We start from the raw sequence: 23544 nt of genomic DNA on the forward strand, positions 1-23544 counted from the left end.
TCGATCTCGGAGATTTCATGATCCATACGTTGTCAAGACGCCCCGTCTTTCTGCTGTTGCTGCTTGCCCCGCTTGCTTTTCTTTCGGCGCAATCCGACGCGCCGCCGCGCAGCCTCTACTTTATTTCCTTGGAGACCAAAACAACCAAAAAAGAGTTGGTGGTCTCCCCCAAACTCACCCCCTATTTTGGTCACGATCTGCTGAACAAGGAGCCCTACGGCTTCTCGCCCAGCCTGCGTGACAGCCTGCTGGACGGTTCCATGCGGCGCGTTTGGTCGGTGCTGCGCCACATCGACAACCACCGCGCTTCCGTTTTTGAAGGGAAAAAGATCGACAAACCGGTGGTGTTTTACCGGATGGTGGTGGGAACCACCTTGCGCAATACCAAAGGGAAAGCGCTACAACGGCGTGCCCACCGCCTGCGTATCGGTATCGCGGCCGAGGTGGGCAAGATGTTCGTACAAACCCCGGAAGACCAACACCTGGTTGCCTTTGACGGGGGCGAGGCGGCCTACCGCGAGCTGCTGGAATTTCTGTTTTACCCCAAGAAGGAACTGCGCTTTCGCATTCCCAAGGATCCCGAGTTTCTGATCGACCTGCACTTCCTGCATCCAACCACGCCGCTCGGCGAGAAATACGACCTATTGGTCGCGGTTGGCGGTCACAAGGCGGTTTGGCGCCGCGACGATCACGACCGCTTTCCGGTTCACATGGGCACGGTGGCCTTTGAAAAAACAGACGCGGGACTGCTGCAGGTCAACAACCACCATCTCAACTATTACCTGAACAGCCAGAATTTGTACAAGGCGGCGCTGCAAGCCCAAGAATCCGGCGATTACCCAACGGCGGAAAAACGATTTACCGAGTATTTAGAACTCTGTCCTTCCGATCCCCAGGCGCTGGCGGCGCTGGGCCGCAACCTGCTGGCGCAAAACCGCCTCCTCGACGCGCAAGATTTGCTCGAAAAGAACCGCGTCTTTCTCAACCATCACCCCGAGGCGCGCGCCTTCATGGCCAAAACGGAGCGATTGATGGCGGGCGAAAGCGAGAAACTGCTGGGCGAACGGGACAGCTTCGCCAAAATCGACGACGCCGATTTTAAATTCGTGGCCCCGATCAGCAACGACACGGTGGGTGGCGAAATCGACATCGAACTGGCGGCGTTTCAAACGACCAGCCCGATCCTGCGCCTCGACATGCACCTCAACGGCAAGAAACTTACCTCGCTGTACGGTCCCCCCTACACGGTCAAACACGAGTTCTCCGACCGCGGTCGCCAACAACTTGAAGCAACGGCGTGGTTTTACGACCGCACCTATCGCCAAACGACGGCCCGTTTCAAAACGGTTGATTTGGGCGCGGAGGAAGCGGTCAACTTGGTAACGGTGCGCGCGGTGGTCACCCAGAACAACCGTAAATTTTTGCGCAATTTGGAGAAAAACGATTTTCAGGTGATCGAGCGGGGCGTGGCGCGGCCGATTGTGCGGTTTACCCAAAACCAAGCACCGCTGAATGTCGCCATTCTGGTGGATACCTCGGGGTCGATGGGCGGCGAAAAAATTTACAGCACCCAATACGCGGTAAGCGGGTTCCTCGACCAATTGGAACCCCGCGACAGTGCGGCGATCTACACCTTTGACCAAAAGGTCCTGCGCCATTCGCATTTCACCAACCAATACGACCAACTCAGCCGCAACCTCAACACCTTGAGCGCCCAATCGGTGACCTCGCTGTACGATGCGATCATGACGGCCCACAAGGATTTGATGACCCAAAAGGGGACCAAGGCGATTATCGTGGTCTCGGACGGGCGCGACACCAATTCATCGGTGCGTTTCTCCCAACTCAAATACATGCTGGGCGATTCACCGGTGTTGCTGTACCCGATTTACTTCACCGACAGCAAAGATCCCGAATGGGCCAAGGCCCACTTTGAGACCTTGGTCGAGCTGGCGGACGCCACCGGTTGCTTCGCGAGCGCGGTGGATACCACGCTGCACCTGGACCAACGCTTCCAAAACATTTACCAGGAACTCAAATCCTATTACCTGCTCAACTTCTACACCCGCGCGCAGAACTTACACGCGGGTTCGCTGGACCTGTTGGTCAAAAAGTTCAACGCGCGTGCCCGTTTCCGCCCGTTCCACGGCAAGCTGGACGAGCTGTTTGACGCGAGCGAAACCTCGGGCGACGCGGACTAACGCGCGCGCGGCTGACGCATCGGTGGACCGGTGCGTTAGCGCGCGGGTTTTTTGGCTTCGACGTACAGACTTTCGTGGGAACGCTCGTGAAGGTTGAGCGGTCCGGGGTTGGGGATGGCGGTCTCGCCCGCGGCAAGCGCTTTGGCTTCAACAAAACCCTGGGCTTCAATCAGTGCACACAGGGATTGGGCGTCGTACTGCCATTGGTGGCGCCGTTCACCAACGATGAGGTAAAACAAGCGCTTGCGAAAACTGTTGGGCTTGTCGTTAACCATGTTGAGTTTTTCAACAAACTGATCGGCATTGCCGGAAGCCAGGTATTCATCGACCAGAATGCGCAGGTCGGGCACGGCAATGCGCAAAATGCCGCCGGGTTTCAGCACCCGAAAGGCTTCCTGTAAAAAACGCTCCGCTTTGGTCGGCACCAGGTGTTCCAGCATGTGACAAGAATAAAGTACCTGAACACAATCGGCGCCGAGCGGGAGGCGGTTGGTTGCATCAGCAAAGTTGATTTCATTTTCCCGCACGAAGGCGATAAATTTCTTCTGGCTCGCGCCAACCAAACCCACGCCGCTCAAGAGCCGAAACAGAAGCGGATGTTTTGCCAGACGCACACTGGGTGAATTATCAAAATTGCGCCAGCCTGGCGTGGGTGTCATGCCACACCCAACATTAATGCACAATTGATCCATGGATGCTCCCGTGTCTTCACACTATTTCAAGCATGGGTAGTTTCAATGATTTCTTAAAATCTTAGGCGAAGTATAAGCCGTTTGGCATGGTGCGACAAGACCCAACCATCGCGGGCCCGCGGCCGTTATTTTTGGGTTGGAACGAGCAGCACGGGCACATGCGCCTCGCGGATCACACCTTCGCTCACGTTGCCCATCAGCAACTTGTACAGCTTGCCGTGACCGTGCGTGCCCATGACGACATATTCGATGTCGTGTTTCTTGATGGTTTCGAGCAAGGTACTTACGGTCGGCCCCTGCACCAACAGAGCGGTGGCCTCAAGGCCCTGAGCCCGCAAACCTTCGGCCCAGGCTTGCAAGCGGCGGTGCTCCTCACGCAATTCGTGGGCGCGGTTGTCGCGCACGTGTTGCGGCCCGGCCTCGTAGCCGACAAAATCGGGATCGGGCGCGGCAACGTGAATCAGCCATAATTTGTCCCCAAAAGCTTTGCCTAACTTGCCGGCCTCGGCGACAACGCGATCACTGACATCGGAGAAATCAAGGGCGACCAGGATTTGGCTCATAACGACTCCTTATGCTTGTCTGATGGTTTGATACCAGGTAGCATGCTGGAAAAAACGCTTTGATGCAACCGTTCACCGGTGAATCCGCTAAAGTAAGGCGATCATGCCTTTTGCACGCGAGGTTGAAACCATGAAATCGTTGCAAACCCTCTTGGAACGCCCCAAAAACATTCGTGTCCTCGGCCTGGATGACGCGCCTTTTGATCACGAACGCGGCACCCCGGTCCACTTCGCCGGCATTGTCTGCGAGACCACCCGCATGGAAGGCATGCTTTGGGGCGAAATCACCAAGGACGGCAGCGACGCCACAGAGGTACTGATCCAGACGGTGAAGCAAAGCAAGTTCTACGATCAGATCCACGTGGTGCTGACGGACGGCATCGCCATGGGCGGTTTTAACGTAGTCGATCTACCGCGCTTGAACCGCGAATTGGGCCGCCCCTGTATCGCGGTGATGCGCAAGCAGCCCGATTTCGACCGCATTTTTCAAGCGCTGGCGCACTTTGAAGACGGTGACACGCGCCGCGAAACCATATTGGCCGCCGGCAGGGTGCACCATCAGGATCCGTTTTTCTTTCAGGTCCAAGGTTGCGACAGCGCGGTGGCGGGCAAGGTGCTCCAACGCCTAACCGACACGGGCAAGGTCCCGGAAGCCTTGCGCTTGGCGCACTTGATCGGCGGCGCGGTCAAAACCGGTGAAAGCGGAAAGCGGGCTTAATCAACATAGCGTGTCGGGAGATGATGTTCGGGAATTGAAGCTGCCGCGCGTTTTTTGATCGGTCGTTAACGAAATAGGTCACGCTGTTTCAGCGGCAAATTTCGGTGAGCCTTTCTTTATTCAGAATCCGTTTGCGGTGCCGACCAGGCCGGCGGCACCTCCGCCGGGGCGTAGACATAATATTGATAGGGTCCGTCGCGCAAGATCCATTCCCGCGGCCGGCGCTGTTCCAAATCAGCCACACCCTGATCCGGGGGCGGATCGCCCAGGCTTAGCCGCCACGCGGCGTGGCGCAACTGATTGCGGGCCTCCCCTGTTTGGTAGAGCCGCTGTTCCAACTGATGGTTGAAGCGAAAAATCACGGTTAAGGCCAACAGCAGCAACACCAAGGCACCCAGCACATCCAACAAGGCAAATGCCTTTCTCATCGCAACCCCCAACGTGCCTTAACGCGACCCGGATCCTCGCGGCCCAACCACGGCGACCACAGGCCACCCACCTCAAGAATCTCGAGGTTTTCCAGCCTGCCGACAAATTGGCTCCCGCTTTTGGCGTATACCCAGCGGCGTCCCAACAGCCTGCCGCGGTGTTTGCCCTGAACCTGGAGATCACCGCCGGACCAAACCAAACCTTGGGTGTCTAATGCGGCGCCGATCTGAACGACGACCCGTCCCCCACCCTGTTCGGCCAAGGCCAGCAAGGCGCCCTCGAAGGAACCGCGGGCGTTCAGGGTTAACACGGCGGGTTGACGCGCGTTCGCTTGAAACGGCAACGCAATCATGCTGGCGCGCGTCAGAGCGACGGCACCGTCCACGGCCACCGAGCCGGCGGCGACATGCACTTCTTGCCCGGAGAGGCCGCCGCGCAGGCGAACGATCCCCCGCGAAACCAGCCACACCCGTTTGAGTTGGGCCGGCGCGCGTAACACCACATCGCCCTCGGCCAAAATGAGCAACGGGCGATCTCCCGCCCAGTCCCCAACGATTTGCGCCGATTGGGTGCAGCGCACGATGACCAAACCGGCGCCGGGCGCGGCCGCCGCGATTTCATCCAGCGCCACGCGATCCCCGCTTTGGTGCTGGTAGGCGTCGGGTACCACCTCGGTTAAGGCAGCACGCCATTCGCTGGAGAACTGGCGCTGTAAATGGCGCTGGATATGGGCGACGGACACCCCGGGAAAAGGCGCGGGCACGGCACGGTTAAAAAGAGGATGGTCCCGATCCTCGCCGCGGCGTTGTACGGCCAAACGGCCGTCGAGCGTCACCGCTTCACCGGCATGGAGGTTGTCCAAGGGTTGATCGAGGTGGAGCGCGGGTCCGTCCGGCCAGGCGCTCCCGACCAATTGCCAAGCAGCGGCCTGGGTGCCGTCGGCGAAACCGTCCGTGCGCAATAACCAGAAGGCGCCGAACGGCACGGCACGATAGGTAAAACCGACATCGCTCACAAAGGTAAACGCGCCCCGCGTTTGGGGCCGCGCCCCGGCGAAATCAGTCATAAACGCATTGACGGCGCCTTGGCAATTCAATACGGCTTGTTCATGACGCCACCACGCGTGCTCCACCGCACTTTGGTGGTGCAGGCGCCCCAGCAGCAAGGTGGTCAGCAAGGTGAGGGTCAGCAGCACACCCAAGCTCAAGGCATAGGAAAACCCGCGCCTCACGGCGACCACCAGGGCGGCAAACGGTAAACCAGAATCAGGTCGCGATCCCGGCCGCCGTATTGCGCGCGCAAGCGACAGCGCAGGTCACTACCGCTCACGGTAAAATCCGAAAACACGGGCTGAACGGCCGCGGCAAACAAGGCCGACGTGCCGTGATGAATGCCCTCAGCGTCGAAGATCCAGGTTTCCCCGTCACGCACACAGACCAAACGGTTTTCGGTGATTTCACCTGATTCGGCGGCGGTTAACAACCATTGCAAAGTCGCGTCGGCGCGCTGCACGGCGGCCTGCAAGCGTTCTTCCGCCGCAACCCGCACCTGGCGCTCCCATTCGTAAAACAACAACAAACCGGCAAGGGAGGCCACCACGACGCCGAGAAACAACGCGGCCTGGAGTTCGAGCAGTGTAAAGGCGGGCCGCCTCATCGCCGCAATCCGCTGCCGCCGAGGATGTCAAACAACGGCACATACAAAGCAGTCAAAATAAAACCGATGAACAAGGCGAGGAACACAATCAAAATGGGCTCGAATAAGGCGGTAAAGCGGGTGATGAGCCGCTCCAGGCGGTTTTCGTGCTGCTTGGCCAAAAAGGCAAATTGGCTTGCCAGATCGCCGGACGCCTCACCAATGCGGATCAGGGCGCATTCCCGTGCGCCAAACAATCCGCCGTCGGCGAGCACCACCGAAAGCGCCTCGCCCTTGGTCACCCGCCGCGCGGCTTGACGCAACCAAGCATCCACGCGTGGGTCGCGCACCAAACCGGCGAGCAAAGCAACGGCATCGTGGATGCGCACCTCGGCACGCAGCAAATTGGCCAAACTCTGGGTAATGGTCAGCAAACGCAGCAGTTTCAGGAACGGGCCGATCACGGGCAAGAGGTCGAGGAAGCGATACCAGGCGGCGCCGCGAAACCAACCGACGCGAACACCCACCCAGCCGAGCAGCACGGTGACCACGGCCACCAGCCAACCCCAATCGACGACGAAGTCACTGACGGCGATCAGAACCAGGGTCATCCACGGCAAGCTGAGTTGGTAGCGGGCAAACATGGATAAAAACATGGGGATGACATAAGTGGTGAGCACCACCACGGCAACGCAGGTAACGACCATGACCAAGGCGGGGTACATCAACGCCGAGGTCACCCGCGTGCGGATGCGGTTCAAGACGCCGTAATAACGGGCAATCTGGCGAACCCCGGCGGCCAAGGCTCCGGCGGCTTCCCCAACCTCAAGCATCTTGACAATAATCGGGTCGTTGGTGGCGCGTAGCTCGGCGGCACAGCGGGACAGCGGCAAACCCGACTCAATGCCCGTGAGCCAATGCTGGAGGACGGCCCGTTCGGCGGGTTTTTCGGTGGAAACCAAACGCAGCGCTTCAACCAAGGGCAAATCGGCCTCGAGCAAGGCGGCGATTTCGTCGAACAAGCGCTCCTTTTCCAAGGTGCCGAGTCCACCGCCGGGCCCCACGCTTTCAGCGGTCACCAGCATCCGCCCCCGGCGCCGCAGCGTGGCGCGCAGTGCATCCTCACCGCGAAACAGGCTGTATCCCGAAACGGTGCGACCCTGTTGGTCCAGGGCCCGATAACGCAAGAAGGGCATTTCGACTCACTTTCACGGGGGGATTGGTTGGCAACGACCCCTCGATTGTAACGGGAATTTCAGGCGATACAAACGGGGCGCGAACAAAAGCACGGCGCAAACCACGGATAATACCCAAGCAAGCTATAAAAAAATTCCGAATCAATTTTTAAGCCGCCTCCAAAATCCCCTAAACGCTAAACCATTTACGCCAAACTACGATAGGTAAAACATGGTTGCCGGGGCGCCCCTAGGGGTCGCGGAAAACCGAAGCTTACCGAAACACCACCATGCAGTACGGACGAATCGCCGAAAACGCCCCGGGCAGGAACACGAGCAATCATGGAAGCAGGTTCCCTCTCTCACAAACTCATGGAGCTGATCAAACAGGGTGAAGATCAAACCCTGCAACTGCTGCTGAAAAAAATCCTCAGTGATTTTCGCGATACGGCGTTGCTCGAAATCGCCGACCTGCTCAGCAAAGTAGAAGGCAAGGTGCGCCTGAAAATTCTGTCCTACCTGATCGAAGACGGCGGTGTCGATCTAATTCCGCTTTTTGCCCAACGCATTCGCGAAGAACGCAACACCCTGTACGCCAAGTCGATGATCACCCTATTCGGGAATTTCAAGCAGAAGGAAGCGTTGCGCGCGCTGGAAGAGTTAGAACCCAACCTACACCCCGATTTAAAAAGTACCTACCAGCGCATTATCGGCCGTTTTCGCGGTATCTTTCGCGAAGCCTTTTACATGGATGAATTTGTCTCGGGCAACAACAAACGCATGAAGTTCGCGGCCAACACCATGATCCGCGAGCCCAATCCCGAGTACATCCCCTTCCTCAACGAAAAACTCTTGGACGGCTTGGATACCAACCTCCAGCTGGAAGCGGTGCGGGTCCTTGCCGAAATCGGCGATCAAAGCACCCTTGAGGCTTGCTTTACGGTTCTTGAACAACTGCGCGACCAATTCAACCACCGCACCCGTTACGTTTCCTTTCTGCAACGCGCGGAGGCGGCCAAGCTGGAAGAACGCGAAATGCTGACGCTGATCGCCAAAGCGATGGACCACGACAGCGAAGACACCATTTTGGCGTTATGGTACCAAGCCAAGGAAGCGCGAAAACCCGCGATTGTTCCCGACGCGATTAACCAACATTTTATGTTCCAGTCAAAACTGATCGCGGATGAGAACCGTTCCTTTTGGAAAAGCCTCGTGCTCGGTTCCCCCATGGGCCGCGGTGATTTGTCCAAAATGGACAATGCGCTTTCAATGTACGGGGAACAACTGGCGCATTTGCAGCGGGACACGCTGGCGGCCATGGGCCAAATCGCCCTCAAACATCAGGTCGATAACCTGATTGAACGATTGGACGGCTTGCTGCCCGAGTCCGGCGAAAACCGCGATCGGCTCATGATCGCGGTGCTCAGCGGACACCGCTCGGAAGAATCCAAAGCCAAGCTGATGGCGTACAGTGCCGGAACCTACCCCATCGATATTTTGGAAAAAGTGATCACGGCGCTCTCCTTCTACACCTTCGACAGCATGCCCGAGGGGCTAAAAACCATCGCGGTAAGCCACGACCACACGCCTTTGCGCCGCCAAACCCAAGTCTTGCTCGGCGATAAAGGTTACGCCGGCGCGGTCGCCCAAGCCCTGCTCGGTTCGGAGAAACTGCTGCTGCGCTCCGAGGCGATCGGTTTGATTGGCGAATATAAAATTCAGGAGGGTTTCGACGCGCTGATCAAACTCCTCCAACAAAAGTTGCCGGACAGCCTGCGGATCGAGGTATTTAAATCACTGGAGGTATTCCCCGCGTCAGCCACGGGCGACGCGGTCGAACCCTTCATCGGCCCCCAAAACACGATGAGCTTGCGGGAGGCGGCCCTTCAGTGCATGATCCTGGCCGGCGGCCCGGCACGACTGGGCAAAATCGCCGCCATGATGGACAGCCTGAACGACAAAAAGTTCCTGGAAGTGTGTGAGCCCCTGCTCAACCTGTTGCTGAACCTTGAGATCGACAGCTTCGAAAGCGCCTTTTACGAGGAACGCCCGCTCTGGTGCAACATATTGAGCAAAGAAGCCACCCGCGTGCGCGAAAAGCTGCTGCAACTCTTCGAAAAGTTGCACTGGTCCACCCGCGAGCCCCAGCAGTGGATCAGCGACATCCAAGCCGCGATTCACAACAAAAAAGCGGATTTCTCAAGCCTCGATGAACGCCGCCTACGCGCGGTCATTGCCAAACTCAATGCCAAACTGCTGAGCTTGAACAAATCGGGCCAAAAACAAAAGGTGCTGATCGACGTCCTCGAAAATTACCAAAAGGCGGACCACAACGCCAAGGTCCAGTCGATGCGCAAGCTTAACGTGGTCTACAAAGCCGACCTGATCGACCCGGACAGCGACGTCCTTCCCCGCTTGGTGTCGATGGTGCTCAACTTCATCGACACCACCATCGGCGAATCGGCCTTAACCGCCCTGGGCGTCACCGTTGCCGGCCGTATCGGGCACCCGCAACTCAAGGAACGGGCGGAACACTTCCTCAAACACGAGGATCCCCTGATTGCCAAGGCGGCCCACAAAGCGCTCAACCTCGAATTTGTGGATGCGGCAACGATGATCCGCACCATCTACATCGTCGACGACAGCCGCTACATCACCAAGCAACTGAGTTCGGTGCTGAGCAAGGCGGGTTACGAAGTATCCGCGGAGAACAAGCCGCCGGCGGCATTGGAAACGCTCGGTCGACAAAAGTTCGATGTGCTCATTCTCGACTTGCACATGCCCGAGTTGGACGGCATCACCCTCCTCAAAAAGATTCAAGCCGCCAAACGGGTCCCACCCCACGTGCTTATCATTACCGCCTCACGGGATCGCACGGAGTTGGCGACGGTGGTGGCGGCGGGCATTGAAGGATTGCTGTTAAAACCCTTCCCGATGGCGGACCTGCTCAACAAAATCAAAATCATGGATGTCGAGAAATAGGATCGCTGGGTGTGCCGCAAGGATGTGCTGCAAGGATTTGCCTCCTCCCTGGCAAGGATGTTCCTGATTCGCCGCGAGGATGTGCCGGATCGACATGGCTTGGGACTCTTTTTTCTCAGGATCGGAGGATCAGTTTGTGGATGGCGGATTATATCGTTTCCCCTTTCTAACCCCTTCCCGACGCGGATGAAGCCGTCACTTCGAGAGGCACAACGCCTGTTTGGCGTTCAATCCAAAGGTTTGATCAAAGCGACGGCACCATCCGCGTCGGGTACCTGCCAAAAAGGGCCGTTTTCCCCATCCGCATCCTCATTCCATCCTGGATTCCTTATAAAAAATAGAACCCAGGCCAACACCAAAACCACGCGCGGAACATCCACCCATCTTTTCCCAAAATGGTTCATTTTTGTAGCAAACCGGATCTTCATCACATTTTTACACATCACCACACCCCAGCCCCCCTAACACGCCCCTTTCACACCGCAATTACTTCTATTACTTTCAGTAACTTACATAGCATCACACCAGCGCCCAAACCATCCCATTTTCCTTTAAGCAAATAGACTGAAACACTTAAGTTAATCATATTTCCAGACTCCGTTTTTTTTGCTAGGCTTGGCCGGTATGCTGCAACAATGGTTTTCCTCCAGATTTTTAAAAGGTTGGCTCCTCGCATCCACGGCACTGCTCTTTTGGGCGGTTCTGCCGATAGCGCTCAAGGTGTGCCTGGAAGTCGCCGACACGGTGACCATCACTTGGTTCCGTTTCCTTTTCGCCCTCGTTGTGGTGGTCGGTGTGCAATTTTACCGCGGGAAATTGCGTGAGTTTCGCAAACTCAACACCAAACAATGGCTGATGATGACGGCGGCCGGAACATTCCTCATCGGTAATTACCTTATGTATCTCAAAGGGTTGGCTTATGTTTCCGCCGGGCCCGCTCAATTGTTTTTTCAGGTGGCCCCGCTGTTTCTCGCCATTGGCGGCGTGCTCTTTTTTAAAGAGACCCTCAACCTGTTGCAAATCGTCTGTTTCCCCATATTGTTCGCCGGCATGTTGGTTTTTTTCCTGCTAGGTTCCAACGTCTCCTTCGCCGAGGCCAGCCTACAAGCGACCTCGAGCGGCCATGAAGGTTCGTTCTGGCTCGGCCTCATCCTCATTATGAGTTCCGCATTATCTTGGACCTTTTACGCGCTGGTCCAAAAAAAGCTGGTCAAGGATCTTTCCTCGGTTAACATCCTCGTTTTTATTTATGCGCTCGCTTGTGTGGCACTTTTCCCCAGCAGCGCACCCACCACCTTGAACAACCTCAGCACCAAAGAATGGCTTGTGTTGATTTTCTGCGCGATTAACACCCTGGTCGCCTATGGCTCCTTCGCGGAATCCCTGAAATATTGGTCCGCGATCACCACCGCCGCCTACTTTTCCTTGATCCCACCCACCACCTTCATCATGACCGGCATCGCCTTCCAAATTTGGCCGGATCACGTGAATTACCATCCCACCAACCTCGTCGGTGTGGTCGGCATTGTGATTGTCTTAATCGCCGCATTGGGGATTCAATGTGGGGGGTTTTTAATGGATTGGCGCCAACAAAGAACGGCCAAACCCGGTGAAGTGCCCACCAAAAAAAACGCTGACGTCACCTCGCCGGTGGGCGATACCGCTGAAATCTAGGGAACCAGCCCCGCGGCAGGCACAAATCGCGGCAGACGAATGACTATTTCGGTCCCTTTTTCATCCGAGGTTTCAAAGCCCATATCACCCTTCATGGTGCGCGCGATCAACCGTGCCGAGTAGGTTCCCAAACCGGTACCGCCTTCTTTGCCGTAGGTACTGTACTTTTCGAAAAAGACCGGGCGCGCGGCCGCGGGAATCACCCCGAGATTGTGGATGGACAGACAATGGGTTGGATCCGGTAAGAACGATAAAGTCACCGCGGAACCGCGCGGCGAGGCCTCAATGGCGTTTTTGACCAAATTCGCGGTCATCGAATAACAGAGTAGCTCTTCGCCGGTAATAAACAGTTCGGCCAAGGGCGCGCCCGGCCAATGGGTCACGAGTTGAACCTCGTTGGCGGCGGCATGGGTGCGAAGATCGGCGACAACCTTGCGCACCACCCCGACCAAATCGACGGCGATGGGTTTGAGGTCGTACGTGCCCTGCTCCATCTTAACCAAATCCAGCGACATATCGATCATGCTCAACATGCGGTAACCGGCGCGCAGAATGGTATCCAAACAGCCGCGGGTCTCCTCGTCGAGTTCGAGTTCGTCATCTTCCAACAACATCTGTGGCAAGTTGATGACGACGTTGAGCGGGGTACGCAAGTCGTGACGCGAGATGCGTTCCATGTCCTCACGCATGCGCGCATAGGCTTGCAACATGTGGTTTTGCCGCTGAAGTTCGCCCTGGGCTCGCTTGTAATCCAGATGGTTCTTGACCCGCGCGCGAATGATCGAGGGCGAAAAAGGTTTGGTCACGTAATCCACCGCCCCTAACTCCAGACCCTTGGTTTCTTCGCCGGCCTCGGACAGCGCGGTCACAAAAATGATGGGGATATCGCGGGACAGGGGGTTTTCTTTGAGGCGGCGACACACCTCGTAACCGTCCATTTCGGGCATGACGATATCCAACAAAATCAAATCGGGGGTTTGGCGATCCCAAATCATATGCAACGCCTGGGCGCCGCTGGTCGCCACCGACACCTCGTAGCGGTCGCGCAGGCATTGCCCCAAGATTTTAAGGTTGGCCGGGGTATCATCTACCAAAAGTATTTTTTGCCGCTCGTTATCGCTCATGGCCGCTTCCAGAAATGAAGGTTCCCTATGAGTATTATCGTTGCTTCGTTCATTTGCAATGAAAAGAACCCAAGCCGTTTGAAAGGTGCCACTCAACCGATTACCAATTAACCGGCTGTCCTAAAAAATGGTGGGTTTAAGGTTCACATTCCTGAAGCGTGGCAACCATCTTGCCTAAAATCGGGCGCGCACCGTCAAAGTCAAACTGGTTTAAGCGTTCACCCAGGTCTTGGTAGAGGTCGGCCACCAGGGGCCGCCAGGGTTCGTCTTTCATCGCCGCCAAGGCCTCGTCAACATCAAGGCTGCGTGCTTCAATCAGGCGCGCCATGTTGTCGAGTGACGCGGTTGCCGCCGCCATGTCAAATTCTTGCACAGGCCGCGGCTCGGATAGATGGACACCGCCTAACTCGGTACGCAACATGCGCTGCAGGGCGGCGGCTTGTTTGAGGAGTTCGGGCAAGTGCTTCTCGACGGCGGCGCGATTTTTTTGTTTCAAATCGCGCTCCACGGCGACAACGGCATCGAACAGACCGGTTCCGCCCAAGTTACCAACCACGCCTTTGTGGCCGTGAATCAAACGCTGGGCCTCGTTCCAATGATTCGTTTCGATCAAACGTTGAATCTGAGGAAGGTTGTTAAAAAAGTCTTCACCGAAATTGCGCAACAGATCGAGGTATAGGTTTTCATTGCCGGCCACCTTACGCAAACCCTCGGCGGTATCAATGCCAAGCGGCAGCAGTAGGTGGTGCAACATACTCAGCGGTCCGCTCTCGCGTTTCAGCGCGGCGGACTCACGGCGCGCGGACAAGGGCGCCGTGATGTCGGATTCCCAGTCCTCGGGCAACCAACGTTCCAGGGTTTTGAGTAAGCGATCGGGATCAATGGGTTTGGCGGTGTGATCGTTCATCCCCGCCGCCAGACACTTCTCGCGGTCACCGCTCATGGTATGGGCGGTCATGGCGATAATCGGAATGCTTTGGTAGCTGGGCGGCCGCGTCTCTTCCCAGGCGCGAATTTCACGGGTGGCGCTGTACCCGTCGAGCACGGGCATCTGCACATCCATTAACACCAAATCGTACCCGTGGCGGTTGCGTTTCACCTCGTCCACGGCTTTGAGGCCGTTTTCGGCGATGGTCAGCCGCAAACCGGCCGCCCGCAAGAACTCGCCGGCGACCTGCTGGTTGGTCAGGTTGTCTTCCACCAACAAAACGCGGATCCCGTTTAGACGCGGCGGTGCCTCGGTCTGGACGGCGGGTTTTTTAACCGCCACGGGGTCTTGTTTCTCGTGGAAGATCGACATAATGGCATCGAGCAGGAGCGACGGGCGCACCGGTTTTACCAAAAATCCGTCGATCCCAATCTGCTGGGCTTGTTGCAGCACGGATTCGCGGCCGTGGGCGGTCACCATCAAAATCGCCGGCCTTTTCTTGTCCTCGGTGAGGCTGTGAATTTTGCGAATGGTTTCGATGCCGTCCATGCCGGGCATGTGCCAGTCCATGATCACCAGGTCGTAGGGTACCTCGTCACCTTTAAAATCTGCGACCGCCTCGCCGCCCGAGGCAACCGTGGTGGTTTTGAAACTAAAGTGGACCAAGGTTTTTTCCAAAATTTCCCGCGCCATGGGATGGTCGTCGACCACCAACACCCGCAACCCTTTTAAATCGCGCGGGGCCTGAATCAGTTTTTGGTGTTCCGGCGCGGTCAGCCCGAATTCGGCGGTGAAACTGAAGCGACTCCCCTTCCCCAGCTCACTTTCAACGGAAATCTCGCCGCCCATCATCTCCACCAACTGACGGGATATGGCCAAACCCAAACCGGTCCCACCGTAGTTGCGGGTGGTCGAGCCGTCGGCCTGAATAAAGGCGTCAAACAGCTGGCTCTGCTTGTGCCGGGCAATGCCGATGCCGGTATCGATCACGGTAAACCGCAGCACGGTGCGGCTTTTGTCGAGGCGCGCCGCGCCATCCTCCACGTAGGTTTTGGCGTCCCGCCCGATCATCACCACAATGTCCCCGGTTTCGGTGAACTTCACGGCATTGCTGGTGAGGTTGGTCAACACCTGGCCGAGCCGCAGCGGATCACCCTCCAACTGAAGCGGCACGTCCGGCGCCATAAAAAACAACAACTCCAGGCCTTTCTCGTTGGCGCGCACATTCATCATGTTGACGAGGTTTTCCATCACGGTATCAAGATTAAAAGACACCGTTTCCAGCATCAGCTTGCCGGCCTCGATTTTGGAAAAATCCAAAATATCGTTGAGAATTTCGAGCAACGAGCGCGAGGCGTTTTTGACCTTGCTCAGGTAGTCCCGCTGTTGGTGGGTCAGATCGGTGCGCAACGCCAACTCGGTCATCCCCATAATCGCGTTCATCGGCGTGCGAATTTCGTGGCTGGTATTGGCCAAAAAGTCGCTTTTGGCGCGGTTGGCGTCCTCGGCCCGATCCTTGGCCGATTGCAGTTCCTGGTTCAATTTCATCAGCTCGGCGGTGCGCGCCGCCACCTGTTCTTCCAGTTGATCCTGCTGCCGCTCCAAGGCTTCTTCGCGCTTCTGGATTTCGTCCAACATGTTGTTAAAACCCTCGGTCAAACGACCGATCTCGTCCTCGCCGAACTTAAACGCCCGCGTGGTCATCCCCTGATCTTGGCGCGCCACTTTGACGGAGGTATCCAAGAGGTGCAGGATGGGGCCGGTAATCAACTGCTGGAAGCGGATCGCCAACATCCAGGCGATGACGGTGGAAAACAGGGCAATGCTGACCACCGCCAAACCGTAGGAGCGCAGGCTGGCATAGAGGCCGCGTAAGTCCGACGCCACGTAACAGGAACCGATAATGCTGTTCTCGAGTACCACGGGTTTGATGACGTGGAGGTAACCCCCGTCGAAGTTCACCAGCCGGGGTGGATCCGGCAGCGGCGGCACACTCAGGGTTTTGTTGGGATCGCGTTGGTAATGGGCAAACACCTTGCCGTCGGGGGTGTAGATACGCGCTTGAACGATGTGCCGGTTGGCCCGCAGCGCTTTGAGGTTTTCTTCGGCGCTTTCAACATCTTGAAAAATGATGGCGGCCTGGCTGTTCACGGCGGTGATTTCGGCCTGAATCGAAAGGTCTTGCATCATTTTGGTGCGAAAGTTCATGAACTCAATCATCAAAAAGGAAGCACCGGCCAATACCGAAACCACCACGTTGATGGTTACCACCAAAATGATGAGCTTGCCCTTGATTGACTGTTTCGCAAATGGAATGTTGCGCTTGAACGGGTTCATGACGCGGCGCCCCGACGGGAAAGAGGTTTGTTTCACAATCTAGAACCAAAATTTGAAGTCAATGTGGAGCTGGGGCTCATGTTCGAAAAACGAGAGTTCCCGATGTTCTCCCAACAGATCGCGACCAACCAACTCAGCGCGAAAGCCCCGCGGTAGCTGCCAAGCGACATGGACATCCAAATTTTCGTAGGAAGGAAAGGTTTGCCGCGGCGGCGCGGCGGGGTTGGCCAAAGCAGCCTGACGCACCGCGCCAAGATAGCGCCAATGCAGGTCCAGGGTCAGACCCCGCGCGAGATTAACATAGGAACGCAGGTTCCACTGACGAGAAGGGCTTTGTCCCTCGTAAAAAGACGCGAGGGGCCGACGTGGACGGGGCCCGGGAAGAACGGTGAAATCGGCCTCGAGTACGGTAAAAGAAGCCGCGAAGCGCAACCAGGGTTTCGGCCGGTATTCAAGTGAACCGTCCATTCCATAGGTCTCCGCTTCCATCCCGTTGACGCGAATAAATTGGTTGGGCGGGCCGGTGGCTTCAAAAGCGATTTCGTTGGCGTAATCATTAAAAAAGAAGGCGGTATCCAACCAAAATTTCGAACCCAAGCGCGACCGCAAACCGAGTTCGTAGGCGGTCACGTAGGAGATGTCGAGATCGGGATTCCCGAGCACCCGCGGCAAAGGCGGGCCGGGCCGGGGCAAGGTATCGCCGTCACGCTCCAAGCGCGAGGGCACATGGACCGCGCGTGAAGCAGCGGCCCAAAGGTTCAGCGCGGCGGGCCCCGGCGGCGCCCAGTGAAGCCGAACATTCGGTTGAAACTCGCTGTCGGTAAAGTCGTTGAACTCCAACTTATAACCCATGGTCAACGACCAATTCTCGCGAAAATCGATGCGATCTTGCACGAAGAGGTTTCCGATCTTCTCATTGCTCATTTGCGGGGCAAAGGTGAGTCCACCGGCCAAGCCGCGAGTTACATTGTCGTCAATGGTGCGGAAGCCGACACCATAAACCAAATGGTGTCTGCCGAGCTGCCGCTGTTCCTTAAAATCGAGATCCCAAACATGCCAGCGAAACTCACCTTCCCGACTGGCCGAATCCGCATAAAGCTGGACCGAGCGCTTTACCGAACGGGCATCGGTATGCTCAAACCGGGCCTGCACAAACCAGCCGTTGTCATCGAGCTGAAAATCGGCAGGTAGGCTAGGTCGTCGCATAAAGTTGCGAAAGTAATTGCCCTGAACCAAAAGGGATGCGCGGTTGTTAAAGCGATGGTCAAGGCGCATGCTGACCCGCCCGTCCTGCATCCGTTCGTCGGACAACAGGTTCGGACCTAGCCGCACATCCTCCATTTCCCGTTCGGCAAAACCATAGTTCACCCGAGCCGTGGTTTGGGGCCCCAGCCTGAACCCGTAACGGGCGTCGCCGAACGCCTTTTCTTGGTGACCCGTACCCAAACCGACAAAAACGCCCTGAGCATCCTCGGAGGTGCGGCTGATGATGTTGATAATGCCGTTAACGGCGTTGGCACCCCATAAGGTGGAACCGGGCCCGCGAATCACCTCGATGCGTTCAATTTCGTCCGTGCTCATTTCGAACATCGGCCAAAAAACACCGGAGAAGAGGTGGTTGTAAATCGGTCGGCCGTCAATCATGACCAGCAGTTTGTTGGCATGCAATTCGTTAAAACCGCGAATGCTGACGGCCCAGACGTTAACCGACAACCGGGCAACCTGAACGCCCGGAACAAAACGCAACAGCTCGGCCAATTGGGTGGTGCCGGAACGTTCAATATCCTCGCGGGAAACCACGAACACGGCCGCCGCGCTCTCGGGATAGGCGCGCTCCGTTTTCTCAGCGGACACCACCTTAAGGCTAATAAGCTCTTCAATGCTGAGCTGGGCCAGGCGGTCCATCCGGTCGGGATCCAGGCTTAACATCAACCAAGGAAGGAGGAACGAACTCAGCAACACCATGGCTCCCCACCCTCCAAGACACAGGACCTAGATAACAAAAGATAACCCTCGAGCAAACAAGCGGTTTCTCCTGCCTTTCGTATCCTGACCGGCTGTACTTTAGTTTTACGGCCCGCGCGCCTATTCACAACAACCTCCTCACTTCACGATCCGTGAGAGTTTTAGCAACTGAGCACCAATGCGAATCCCGGACGCCCGCGTGCTTTGGGGATTGATCTCAAACCGGACGCTCTCTTCGCTTTCAAAAAAGTTAATCATCACACCACGCGCACCCCAACCCGCTTGATCAGAGACGGTAAGGATCGGTTTACCGTCTAAACCGGCCAACAAGGCATCCAATTGGTCGGCCATCGAAGCACTGATAAACACCATGTCGCAGGCGGGTAGCGGTTCCTCACTGGTGACGCGGAAATCGGGAACACGCACGATCTTCAGCGGCCGCCCGCGAATGGATTGCCCTTCAAAGTGATCGATGACCGGTCCAAATGGATCTTGGCCCACGATCAGAAAAATGAAATGGTCGGCTTGCACCGTTTTTGGTTTGGGCCATCGCACAAAGGGCACGAACTTAAACAGAAGCGTTGCTTTAATTTCGGCGTCGGTCACCGGCTGGGCCGCGACCCGAGGAATCGCCCCACCCCACGGCAACAGGATCAGCACCGCCGCGAGGTAAACGCGTTTAAAGGACCCCGCGCGGGTCTTCATGGCGGGGCATCCTTATGGGGACCTCCCACCATCGACCAAACCGTGTTGCGCCCGCCTTCCTTGGCGCGGTACAAGCATTCATCGGCCAATAACAGGAGCTCGGTAGACGATTGCCCCGCGACGGCAATCGCCGCCGCCGCGCCCACGCTGATGGTGACATGATCAACCACGGAACTTTTCTCGTGGGGCAGGTTCATCGCATCGACGGCTTGACAGAGACGCCGACCGACGGCAACGGTGCCGTCCACGTCGGTATCCGGCAGAACCAGCACAAATTCTTCGCCACCGTAGCGGGCCACCAAATCTTGGGAACGGGGAATTTCGCGAGCCAGGCAGTGGGCTACCGCTTTAAGGCACTCGTCGCCTTGCGCGTGGCCGTAAAAATCGTTGTATTTCTTAAACTCATCGATGTCGATCATGATCAGACCGATAGGGTGACCGCCACGTTGCGAGCGCTGCCATTCAAAAGCCAGCCGTTCTTCAAACTGACGACGGTTGGGAATTTCGGTAAGCGCATCAATTTTGGCCAATTCTTCCAACAAATCGGACTGCAGTTTCAAACGCAAATGGGTATTGATGCGCGCCAGCACAATCGGTAGGTGAAAGGGTTTGGTGATGTAATCCACGGCGCCCAATTCCAAACCCAGTGTCTCGTCCTCCAACTCGTCCTTGGAGGTCACAAAAATAATGGGAATGTCCTTGGTACGCGAGTCGTCCTTCAGGCGACGGCAGGTTTCGTAACCGTCCATATCGGGCATCAAGATGTCGAGCAGAATGAGGTCGGGCGGGTCGTTAAAGGCGAGGTTCAGCGCTTGGCGGCCGTTGGTGGCAACGGAAACCTCGTGACGGCCGCGAATGGCCTGCCCCAAAATTTTGATGTTGGCGGGCATGTCGTCCACCACCAGTATGCGTTGTTTTCTATCGGCCCGAATCATAAAGTGCCACACTTTCCTGCATTGCCATGCGCTTGCCAAAGAAGCGCTCCTAGCATCAACAATCGTCCCAACCGGAGATTAACCTTAACAAAGCGCACCCGCCAACTTGGGATTTATTGTGTCTGAGGTCGCCGATAAATCCCAAAAACCTTATAACCCAGGCCTTCATCGTTGATCCAATCCTGATGAAGCGCTTGAAAGGGATCGAGGTGAGGGTGGGATGCTTTCAAAAGGGATGCAATGAGGTTGGGATCGTAACTGCGACATTTACCGAGTTCGGAGAGAAAGGTAAAGGTGTGAACCTTTTCCAGGCCGGCGACCTCGGCCATTTGGTCCAAACTCTTGGGATCGAAGTAATTCACATGGATCAGCCCGTTGTAAATTTGGTTGGTGTAGCCCTCAATGCGCGTGATGAGGGCCGCCGCGTTGGGCACCTGGATGCCGACCAGGCCTCCCGGCTTCAGAAGTTTGCGGATCTCCAGCAAAAATTCGACCGGCTCGGCGATGTGTTCGAGTACGTCCAATGACATGGCGATATCAAAGTGATCCTGCTGCAAGCCGGGCATTGGAAAAAAGGCGTGGTGCACCTCGGCGCCCGTTTGTTTGGCCAGGGCAAAGGCTTCCGCGTCCGGTTCGATGCCAACCGGGGTGAGGCCGTAATCACGGGCCACGGTAAGCCCAATACCGACGGATGCGCCGATTTCAATAAAATGTTCGGGCGGGGCGGCGTCGGGAACATGACGCAACAGGTGTTGCAGTTCGAATTCAAAACGTAACGCCGCACAACGCCGGTAAAATTCCCGCGTAATGAAGGCGAGATGATCGACCGACAACGCCGCGTGCCACGCCTTGCCGGCTTCGGTATGGGCAAATGCCGGCGAGAGGATCGGCCGGATGAATTCGAAACCGCAGATCCCACAAGCCTGAATCGAAAAACCATAGGACCCATGACGGTGGTGCGATTCAATCTCCCCACACAAGGGACAGTTTCGATCTTCAAGAATGGTGGGATCAATGGCGCCACCGTCTCGAGGCAAGCGTTTCGACGCCTCGCTAAAGCGCTTCTCCAATTCATCGCGGCCCGTGCGGCGCGCATAGGCTTGCGGGTCGGCCCCCAGCGATTGGTCCAGTTCATCGCGATGAATCGGCTTTTTGTCCAAGGTCTTTTCCTTTCCGGGGCCGCGGCTATTTGTTTTTCTTGCGGTTTGGACGCGACAGCAACACGACATCGCGCAACTGCTCCACGCCGCGCGCTTGGTTCCAGCGCGCCTCAAATTCGGATTCGGAAATCAGGTGGGCGATGTGCATCAAAGCGCGCAGGTGGAAATTGCGCTCGTCCATGGTACCGATTAGGGCGAATACGGTATGGACCGGGCGGTTCAGTTCCGAGAAGGTGATACCTTCCTTACAGCGCAGCACCAGCATGTCGAAACGGCCTTCCCCGTCGATGACCACGTGGGGAATCGCCAGGCCGGGTTTGATCACCGTGCTCGATTCTTTTTCGCGGGCCAAGAACTTCTCGTACAACTCGTCCGCGTTGAGATCAAGCCGTTCGGATAATTCCTGCGACATGCGTTCAAAGAGTTGTTTGGCGGTAATGCCTTCCTCAATGTCGATAAACTTCGCGTCGTTGACCAGGTGGTCAAAGCGATCCATTTCAACGCCCGACCGCTCCAGCGAAATTTGGCGCAGTTCATCTTCCAAGTCGGAGCGGCCCATGGCGTCCGAGGTAATCGATTTGACCACGTAAACAAAGGCCGATTCCCGTTCGATTTTGCGCCACACGTAAAAAACGTACCAAATGGTTGCCAAAATACCGAAGCCGGCGGTGAGCAACAAAGGCACCTTACCCATCTCAAAAATCAGGAAGCTGTAAATAATGACGGCGCTGATTTGCAACCAGGGGTAAAACGGGGATTTAAACTCGGGCCGGTAGCTTTGCAGCTTGCTCTGGCGCAGGATGATGACCGCCACGTTAACCAACATGAACATCAACAGCATCATGGTGGACGCGGTTTTCACCAGTTCTTCAACGGTCAGGAACACAATCACGGCGATGATAAAACCCGAGGTCAGAAAAATCGCCACATAAGGCGTACTAAACTTGGCGCTGGTTTTGGCAAGCACGCTGGGTAACAAGCCGTCGCGACTCATGGCCATGGGCGAGCGTGAGGCGGAAAGGATGCCGGCGTTGGCGGTGGTGATAAAGGCCAGCAACGCGGCCACATCAACCATAATCATGCCGAACTTGCCCATGGACGTGTGGGCACTCAGGGAAATCGGCACCAATGAGCCGGAAAGCGCTTCGGCTTCGACCGTACCCACGGTAACAAAAATCATCGCGACGTAAAGCAGACTAACCACGCCGGAGGCGATGAACATACCCAGCGGCAAATTGCGGCCAGGGTTTGTCACTTCCTCGCCGACGCTGGCCACCTTGGTCAAACCGCCGTAGGAAACGAACACCATACCGGCAACGGCCAAAATGGTTTCCCAATCGGCCCCTTCTTTCATAAAAGGAACGTAGTGGGTCTCATCGGTGGCGGAAAAACCGGCCAAAAGGGTGGCACCCACAATCGCCAACAGACCAAAAACCAAGTAGATCTGCATCTTGCCAACGCTTTTCACGCTCACCAGGTTAATGAGGGTGAAGAAGGCGCAAAAGGACACGGCGACAATCACCATGCCGCCATCACCGATTTGCGGGAAAAATTGCATGGCGACCGCGCCGATGCCAATCAGGGCGAAGGCCGTTTTTAAGGCAATCGAGAGCCAGTTCAACAAACCGGCCATGGTACCCGCGAAGGGGCCCAGGCTGCGCTCGATAAAAAAGTAACTGCCGCCCGCCTTGGGCATGGCCGCGGCTAATTCGGCCTGGGAAAACATCGACGGCACAATAAACACACTGGCCAGGGCGTATGACAAAATCATCGCCGGGCCGACTTTTTCAAAGGCAATACCTGGCAAAACAAACAAACCCGAACTGATCATGGCACCCGTGGCCAAACAGAACACGTCCGTTAATCCCAACTGTTTCTTTAGCAAGCTCGCCTCCGCGTCAACAATCCATCAAAAAATCAAAGTACATGGGACCCATCAACCATTCATGCCGCCGAAACCTGGTTCCTTCAACGGTGGGCGTTTAATAAAGTCGGCCAACGCCTCGGGCAACACTGAGGCGAAAACATCGTGCGTCCGCAATCTTTACTAGGATCCGTCGCGGGAAGCAGAAACAGCGCGTACCAAAGTTATGACCGCACACAACCGAAAAGGGTGCAGCGCCGCCCTGAGGGTGGTTTTGCCGAGTAAGTGGCGTAATCGCATGTGTTTCAGTTTCGTAGCAGAAATCCTTTTAAGCATTGCGGACTTAAACCTTTTTTAACACTTTTTATAAGGACCACAAAGTTATGATTTTAGCCGCCGCGGCAAAAGAAGCGTCTTTTTCCCTTCGAGAACACGGGGCGATGGAAGGGACACTTGT

The 23544-nt window shown here is 56.4% G+C and carries 17 protein-coding genes; 4 read left to right on the forward strand and 13 right to left on the reverse strand.

Going from position 1 to position 23544, the window contains the following annotated elements; translation table 11 throughout:
- The first annotated feature begins 17 nt into the window (after positions 1 to 17).
- On the forward strand, positions 18 to 2201 hold the full coding sequence (locus tag J3U88_RS25380; RefSeq protein ID WP_207861808.1) for a VWA domain-containing protein: 2184 nt from the start codon (positions 18 to 20) through the stop codon (positions 2199 to 2201).
- A gap of 35 nt (positions 2202 to 2236) precedes the next feature.
- On the opposite strand, the gene J3U88_RS25385 is transcribed toward J3U88_RS25380, so the two are convergent.
- The gene (locus J3U88_RS25385) at positions 2237 to 2860 is read right to left on the reverse strand and encodes a class I SAM-dependent methyltransferase (RefSeq protein ID WP_207861809.1); all 624 of its coding nucleotides are present in this window, start codon (positions 2858 to 2860) and stop codon (positions 2237 to 2239) included.
- 158 nt (positions 2861 to 3018) lie between these two features.
- The gene (locus tag J3U88_RS25390) at positions 3019 to 3456 is read right to left on the reverse strand and encodes a universal stress protein (protein ID WP_207861810.1); all 438 of its coding nucleotides are present in this window, start codon (positions 3454 to 3456) and stop codon (positions 3019 to 3021) included.
- Positions 3457 to 3586: 130 nt separating this feature from the next.
- Here J3U88_RS25390 and J3U88_RS25395 point away from each other — a divergent pair, with 130 nt between their 5' ends.
- Positions 3587 to 4174: an endonuclease dU gene (locus J3U88_RS25395; protein WP_207861811.1), complete on the forward strand. Its 588-nt coding sequence runs from the start codon at positions 3587 to 3589 to the stop codon at positions 4172 to 4174.
- Positions 4175 to 4290: 116 nt separating this feature from the next.
- Here the strand turns inward: J3U88_RS25395 and J3U88_RS25400 are convergent, their stop codons facing one another.
- Genes J3U88_RS25400 through J3U88_RS25415 form a run of 4 tightly spaced genes read right to left on the reverse strand, consistent with a single transcriptional unit; the run spans position 4291 to position 7434 of the window.
- The gene (locus J3U88_RS25400) at positions 4291 to 4602 is read right to left on the reverse strand and encodes a hypothetical protein (protein WP_207861812.1); all 312 of its coding nucleotides are present in this window, start codon (positions 4600 to 4602) and stop codon (positions 4291 to 4293) included.
- The gene (locus J3U88_RS25405; protein WP_207861813.1) at positions 4599 to 5834 is read right to left on the reverse strand and encodes a hypothetical protein; all 1236 of its coding nucleotides are present in this window, start codon (positions 5832 to 5834) and stop codon (positions 4599 to 4601) included. The genes J3U88_RS25400 and J3U88_RS25405 overlap by 4 nt, the downstream gene beginning before the upstream one ends.
- Positions 5831 to 6259: a hypothetical protein gene (locus J3U88_RS25410; RefSeq protein ID WP_207861814.1), complete on the reverse strand. Its 429-nt coding sequence runs from the start codon at positions 6257 to 6259 to the stop codon at positions 5831 to 5833. Before J3U88_RS25410 ends, J3U88_RS25405 begins: the two co-directional genes overlap by 4 nt.
- Positions 6256 to 7434 (reverse strand): type II secretion system F family protein, encoded by a 1179-nt coding sequence (locus tag J3U88_RS25415; protein ID WP_207861815.1) that lies wholly within the window; start codon positions 7432 to 7434, stop codon positions 6256 to 6258. Before J3U88_RS25415 ends, J3U88_RS25410 begins: the two co-directional genes overlap by 4 nt.
- 321 nt (positions 7435 to 7755) lie before the next feature.
- Here J3U88_RS25415 and J3U88_RS25420 point away from each other — a divergent pair, with 321 nt between their 5' ends.
- Both J3U88_RS25420 and J3U88_RS25425 read left to right on the forward strand, forming a co-directional pair.
- Positions 7756 to 10395, forward strand: a complete 2640-nt coding sequence (locus tag J3U88_RS25420) for a response regulator (protein ID WP_207861816.1) — start codon at positions 7756 to 7758, stop codon at positions 10393 to 10395.
- A 624-nt stretch (positions 10396 to 11019) separates the two neighbouring features.
- Positions 11020 to 12069, forward strand: coding sequence for a DMT family transporter (locus J3U88_RS25425; RefSeq protein ID WP_207861817.1), 1050 nt, complete (start codon positions 11020 to 11022; stop codon positions 12067 to 12069).
- Here the strand turns inward: J3U88_RS25425 and J3U88_RS25430 are convergent.
- The 7 genes from J3U88_RS25430 to J3U88_RS25460 form a co-directional block, all read right to left on the reverse strand.
- Positions 12066 to 13193 (reverse strand): hybrid sensor histidine kinase/response regulator, encoded by a 1128-nt coding sequence (locus tag J3U88_RS25430; RefSeq protein ID WP_207861818.1) that lies wholly within the window; start codon positions 13191 to 13193, stop codon positions 12066 to 12068. The two genes, J3U88_RS25425 and J3U88_RS25430, sit on opposite strands and share 4 nt — an antisense overlap.
- 136 nt (positions 13194 to 13329) lie before the next feature.
- Positions 13330 to 16458: a hybrid sensor histidine kinase/response regulator gene (locus tag J3U88_RS25435; protein ID WP_207861819.1), complete on the reverse strand. Its 3129-nt coding sequence runs from the start codon at positions 16456 to 16458 to the stop codon at positions 13330 to 13332.
- A 39-nt stretch (positions 16459 to 16497) separates the two neighbouring features.
- Positions 16498 to 18423 (reverse strand): TonB-dependent receptor plug domain-containing protein, encoded by a 1926-nt coding sequence (locus J3U88_RS25440; protein ID WP_207861820.1) that lies wholly within the window; start codon positions 18421 to 18423, stop codon positions 16498 to 16500.
- 138 nt (positions 18424 to 18561) lie between these two features.
- Entirely contained in the window at positions 18562 to 19128 is a 567-nt protein-coding gene (locus tag J3U88_RS25445; protein WP_207861821.1) for a YfiR family protein, read from the reverse strand.
- A complete protein-coding gene (locus J3U88_RS25450) occupies positions 19125 to 20063 on the reverse strand; it encodes a diguanylate cyclase (protein ID WP_207861822.1) in 939 nt (312 codons plus the stop codon). Before J3U88_RS25450 ends, J3U88_RS25445 begins: the two co-directional genes overlap by 4 nt.
- Before the next feature lie 113 nt (positions 20064 to 20176).
- Positions 20177 to 21223: a class I SAM-dependent methyltransferase gene (locus tag J3U88_RS25455; protein WP_207861823.1), complete on the reverse strand. Its 1047-nt coding sequence runs from the start codon at positions 21221 to 21223 to the stop codon at positions 20177 to 20179.
- Between the two features lie 25 nt (positions 21224 to 21248).
- Positions 21249 to 23108 (reverse strand): amino acid permease, encoded by a 1860-nt coding sequence (locus J3U88_RS25460; protein ID WP_207861824.1) that lies wholly within the window; start codon positions 23106 to 23108, stop codon positions 21249 to 21251.
- Positions 23109 to 23544 lie beyond the last annotated feature (436 nt).

Origin of the sequence: Acanthopleuribacter pedis, assembly GCF_017377855.1 — a bacterium.
Classification (GTDB): Bacteria; Acidobacteriota; Holophagae; order Acanthopleuribacterales; family Acanthopleuribacteraceae; genus Acanthopleuribacter; species Acanthopleuribacter pedis.

Bases quoted from the DNA above. Each gene is read 5' to 3' on its own strand.
- J3U88_RS25380 (WP_207861808.1), top strand. From the start codon at position 18: ATGATCCATACGTTGTCAAGACGCCCCGTCTTTCTGCTGTTGCTGCTT.
- J3U88_RS25385 (WP_207861809.1), bottom strand. From the start codon at position 2,860: ATGACACCCACGCCAGGCTGGCGCAATTTTGATAATTCACCCAGTGTG.
- J3U88_RS25390 (WP_207861810.1), bottom strand. From the start codon at position 3,456: ATGAGCCAAATCCTGGTCGCCCTTGATTTCTCCGATGTCAGTGATCGC.
- J3U88_RS25395 (WP_207861811.1), top strand. From the start codon at position 3,587: ATGAAATCGTTGCAAACCCTCTTGGAACGCCCCAAAAACATTCGTGTC.
- J3U88_RS25400 (WP_207861812.1), bottom strand. From the start codon at position 4,602: ATGAGAAAGGCATTTGCCTTGTTGGATGTGCTGGGTGCCTTGGTGTTG.
- J3U88_RS25410 (WP_207861814.1), bottom strand. From the start codon at position 6,259: ATGAGGCGGCCCGCCTTTACACTGCTCGAACTCCAGGCCGCGTTGTTT.
- J3U88_RS25415 (WP_207861815.1), bottom strand. From the start codon at position 7,434: ATGCCCTTCTTGCGTTATCGGGCCCTGGACCAACAGGGTCGCACCGTT.
- J3U88_RS25420 (WP_207861816.1), top strand. From the start codon at position 7,756: ATGGAAGCAGGTTCCCTCTCTCACAAACTCATGGAGCTGATCAAACAG.
- J3U88_RS25425 (WP_207861817.1), top strand. From the start codon at position 11,020: ATGCTGCAACAATGGTTTTCCTCCAGATTTTTAAAAGGTTGGCTCCTC.
- J3U88_RS25430 (WP_207861818.1), bottom strand. From the start codon at position 13,193: ATGAGCGATAACGAGCGGCAAAAAATACTTTTGGTAGATGATACCCCG.
- J3U88_RS25435 (WP_207861819.1), bottom strand. From the start codon at position 16,458: ATGAACCCGTTCAAGCGCAACATTCCATTTGCGAAACAGTCAATCAAG.
- J3U88_RS25440 (WP_207861820.1), bottom strand. From the start codon at position 18,423: ATGGTGTTGCTGAGTTCGTTCCTCCTTCCTTGGTTGATGTTAAGCCTG.
- J3U88_RS25445 (WP_207861821.1), bottom strand. From the start codon at position 19,128: ATGAAGACCCGCGCGGGGTCCTTTAAACGCGTTTACCTCGCGGCGGTG.
- J3U88_RS25450 (WP_207861822.1), bottom strand. From the start codon at position 20,063: ATGATTCGGGCCGATAGAAAACAACGCATACTGGTGGTGGACGACATG.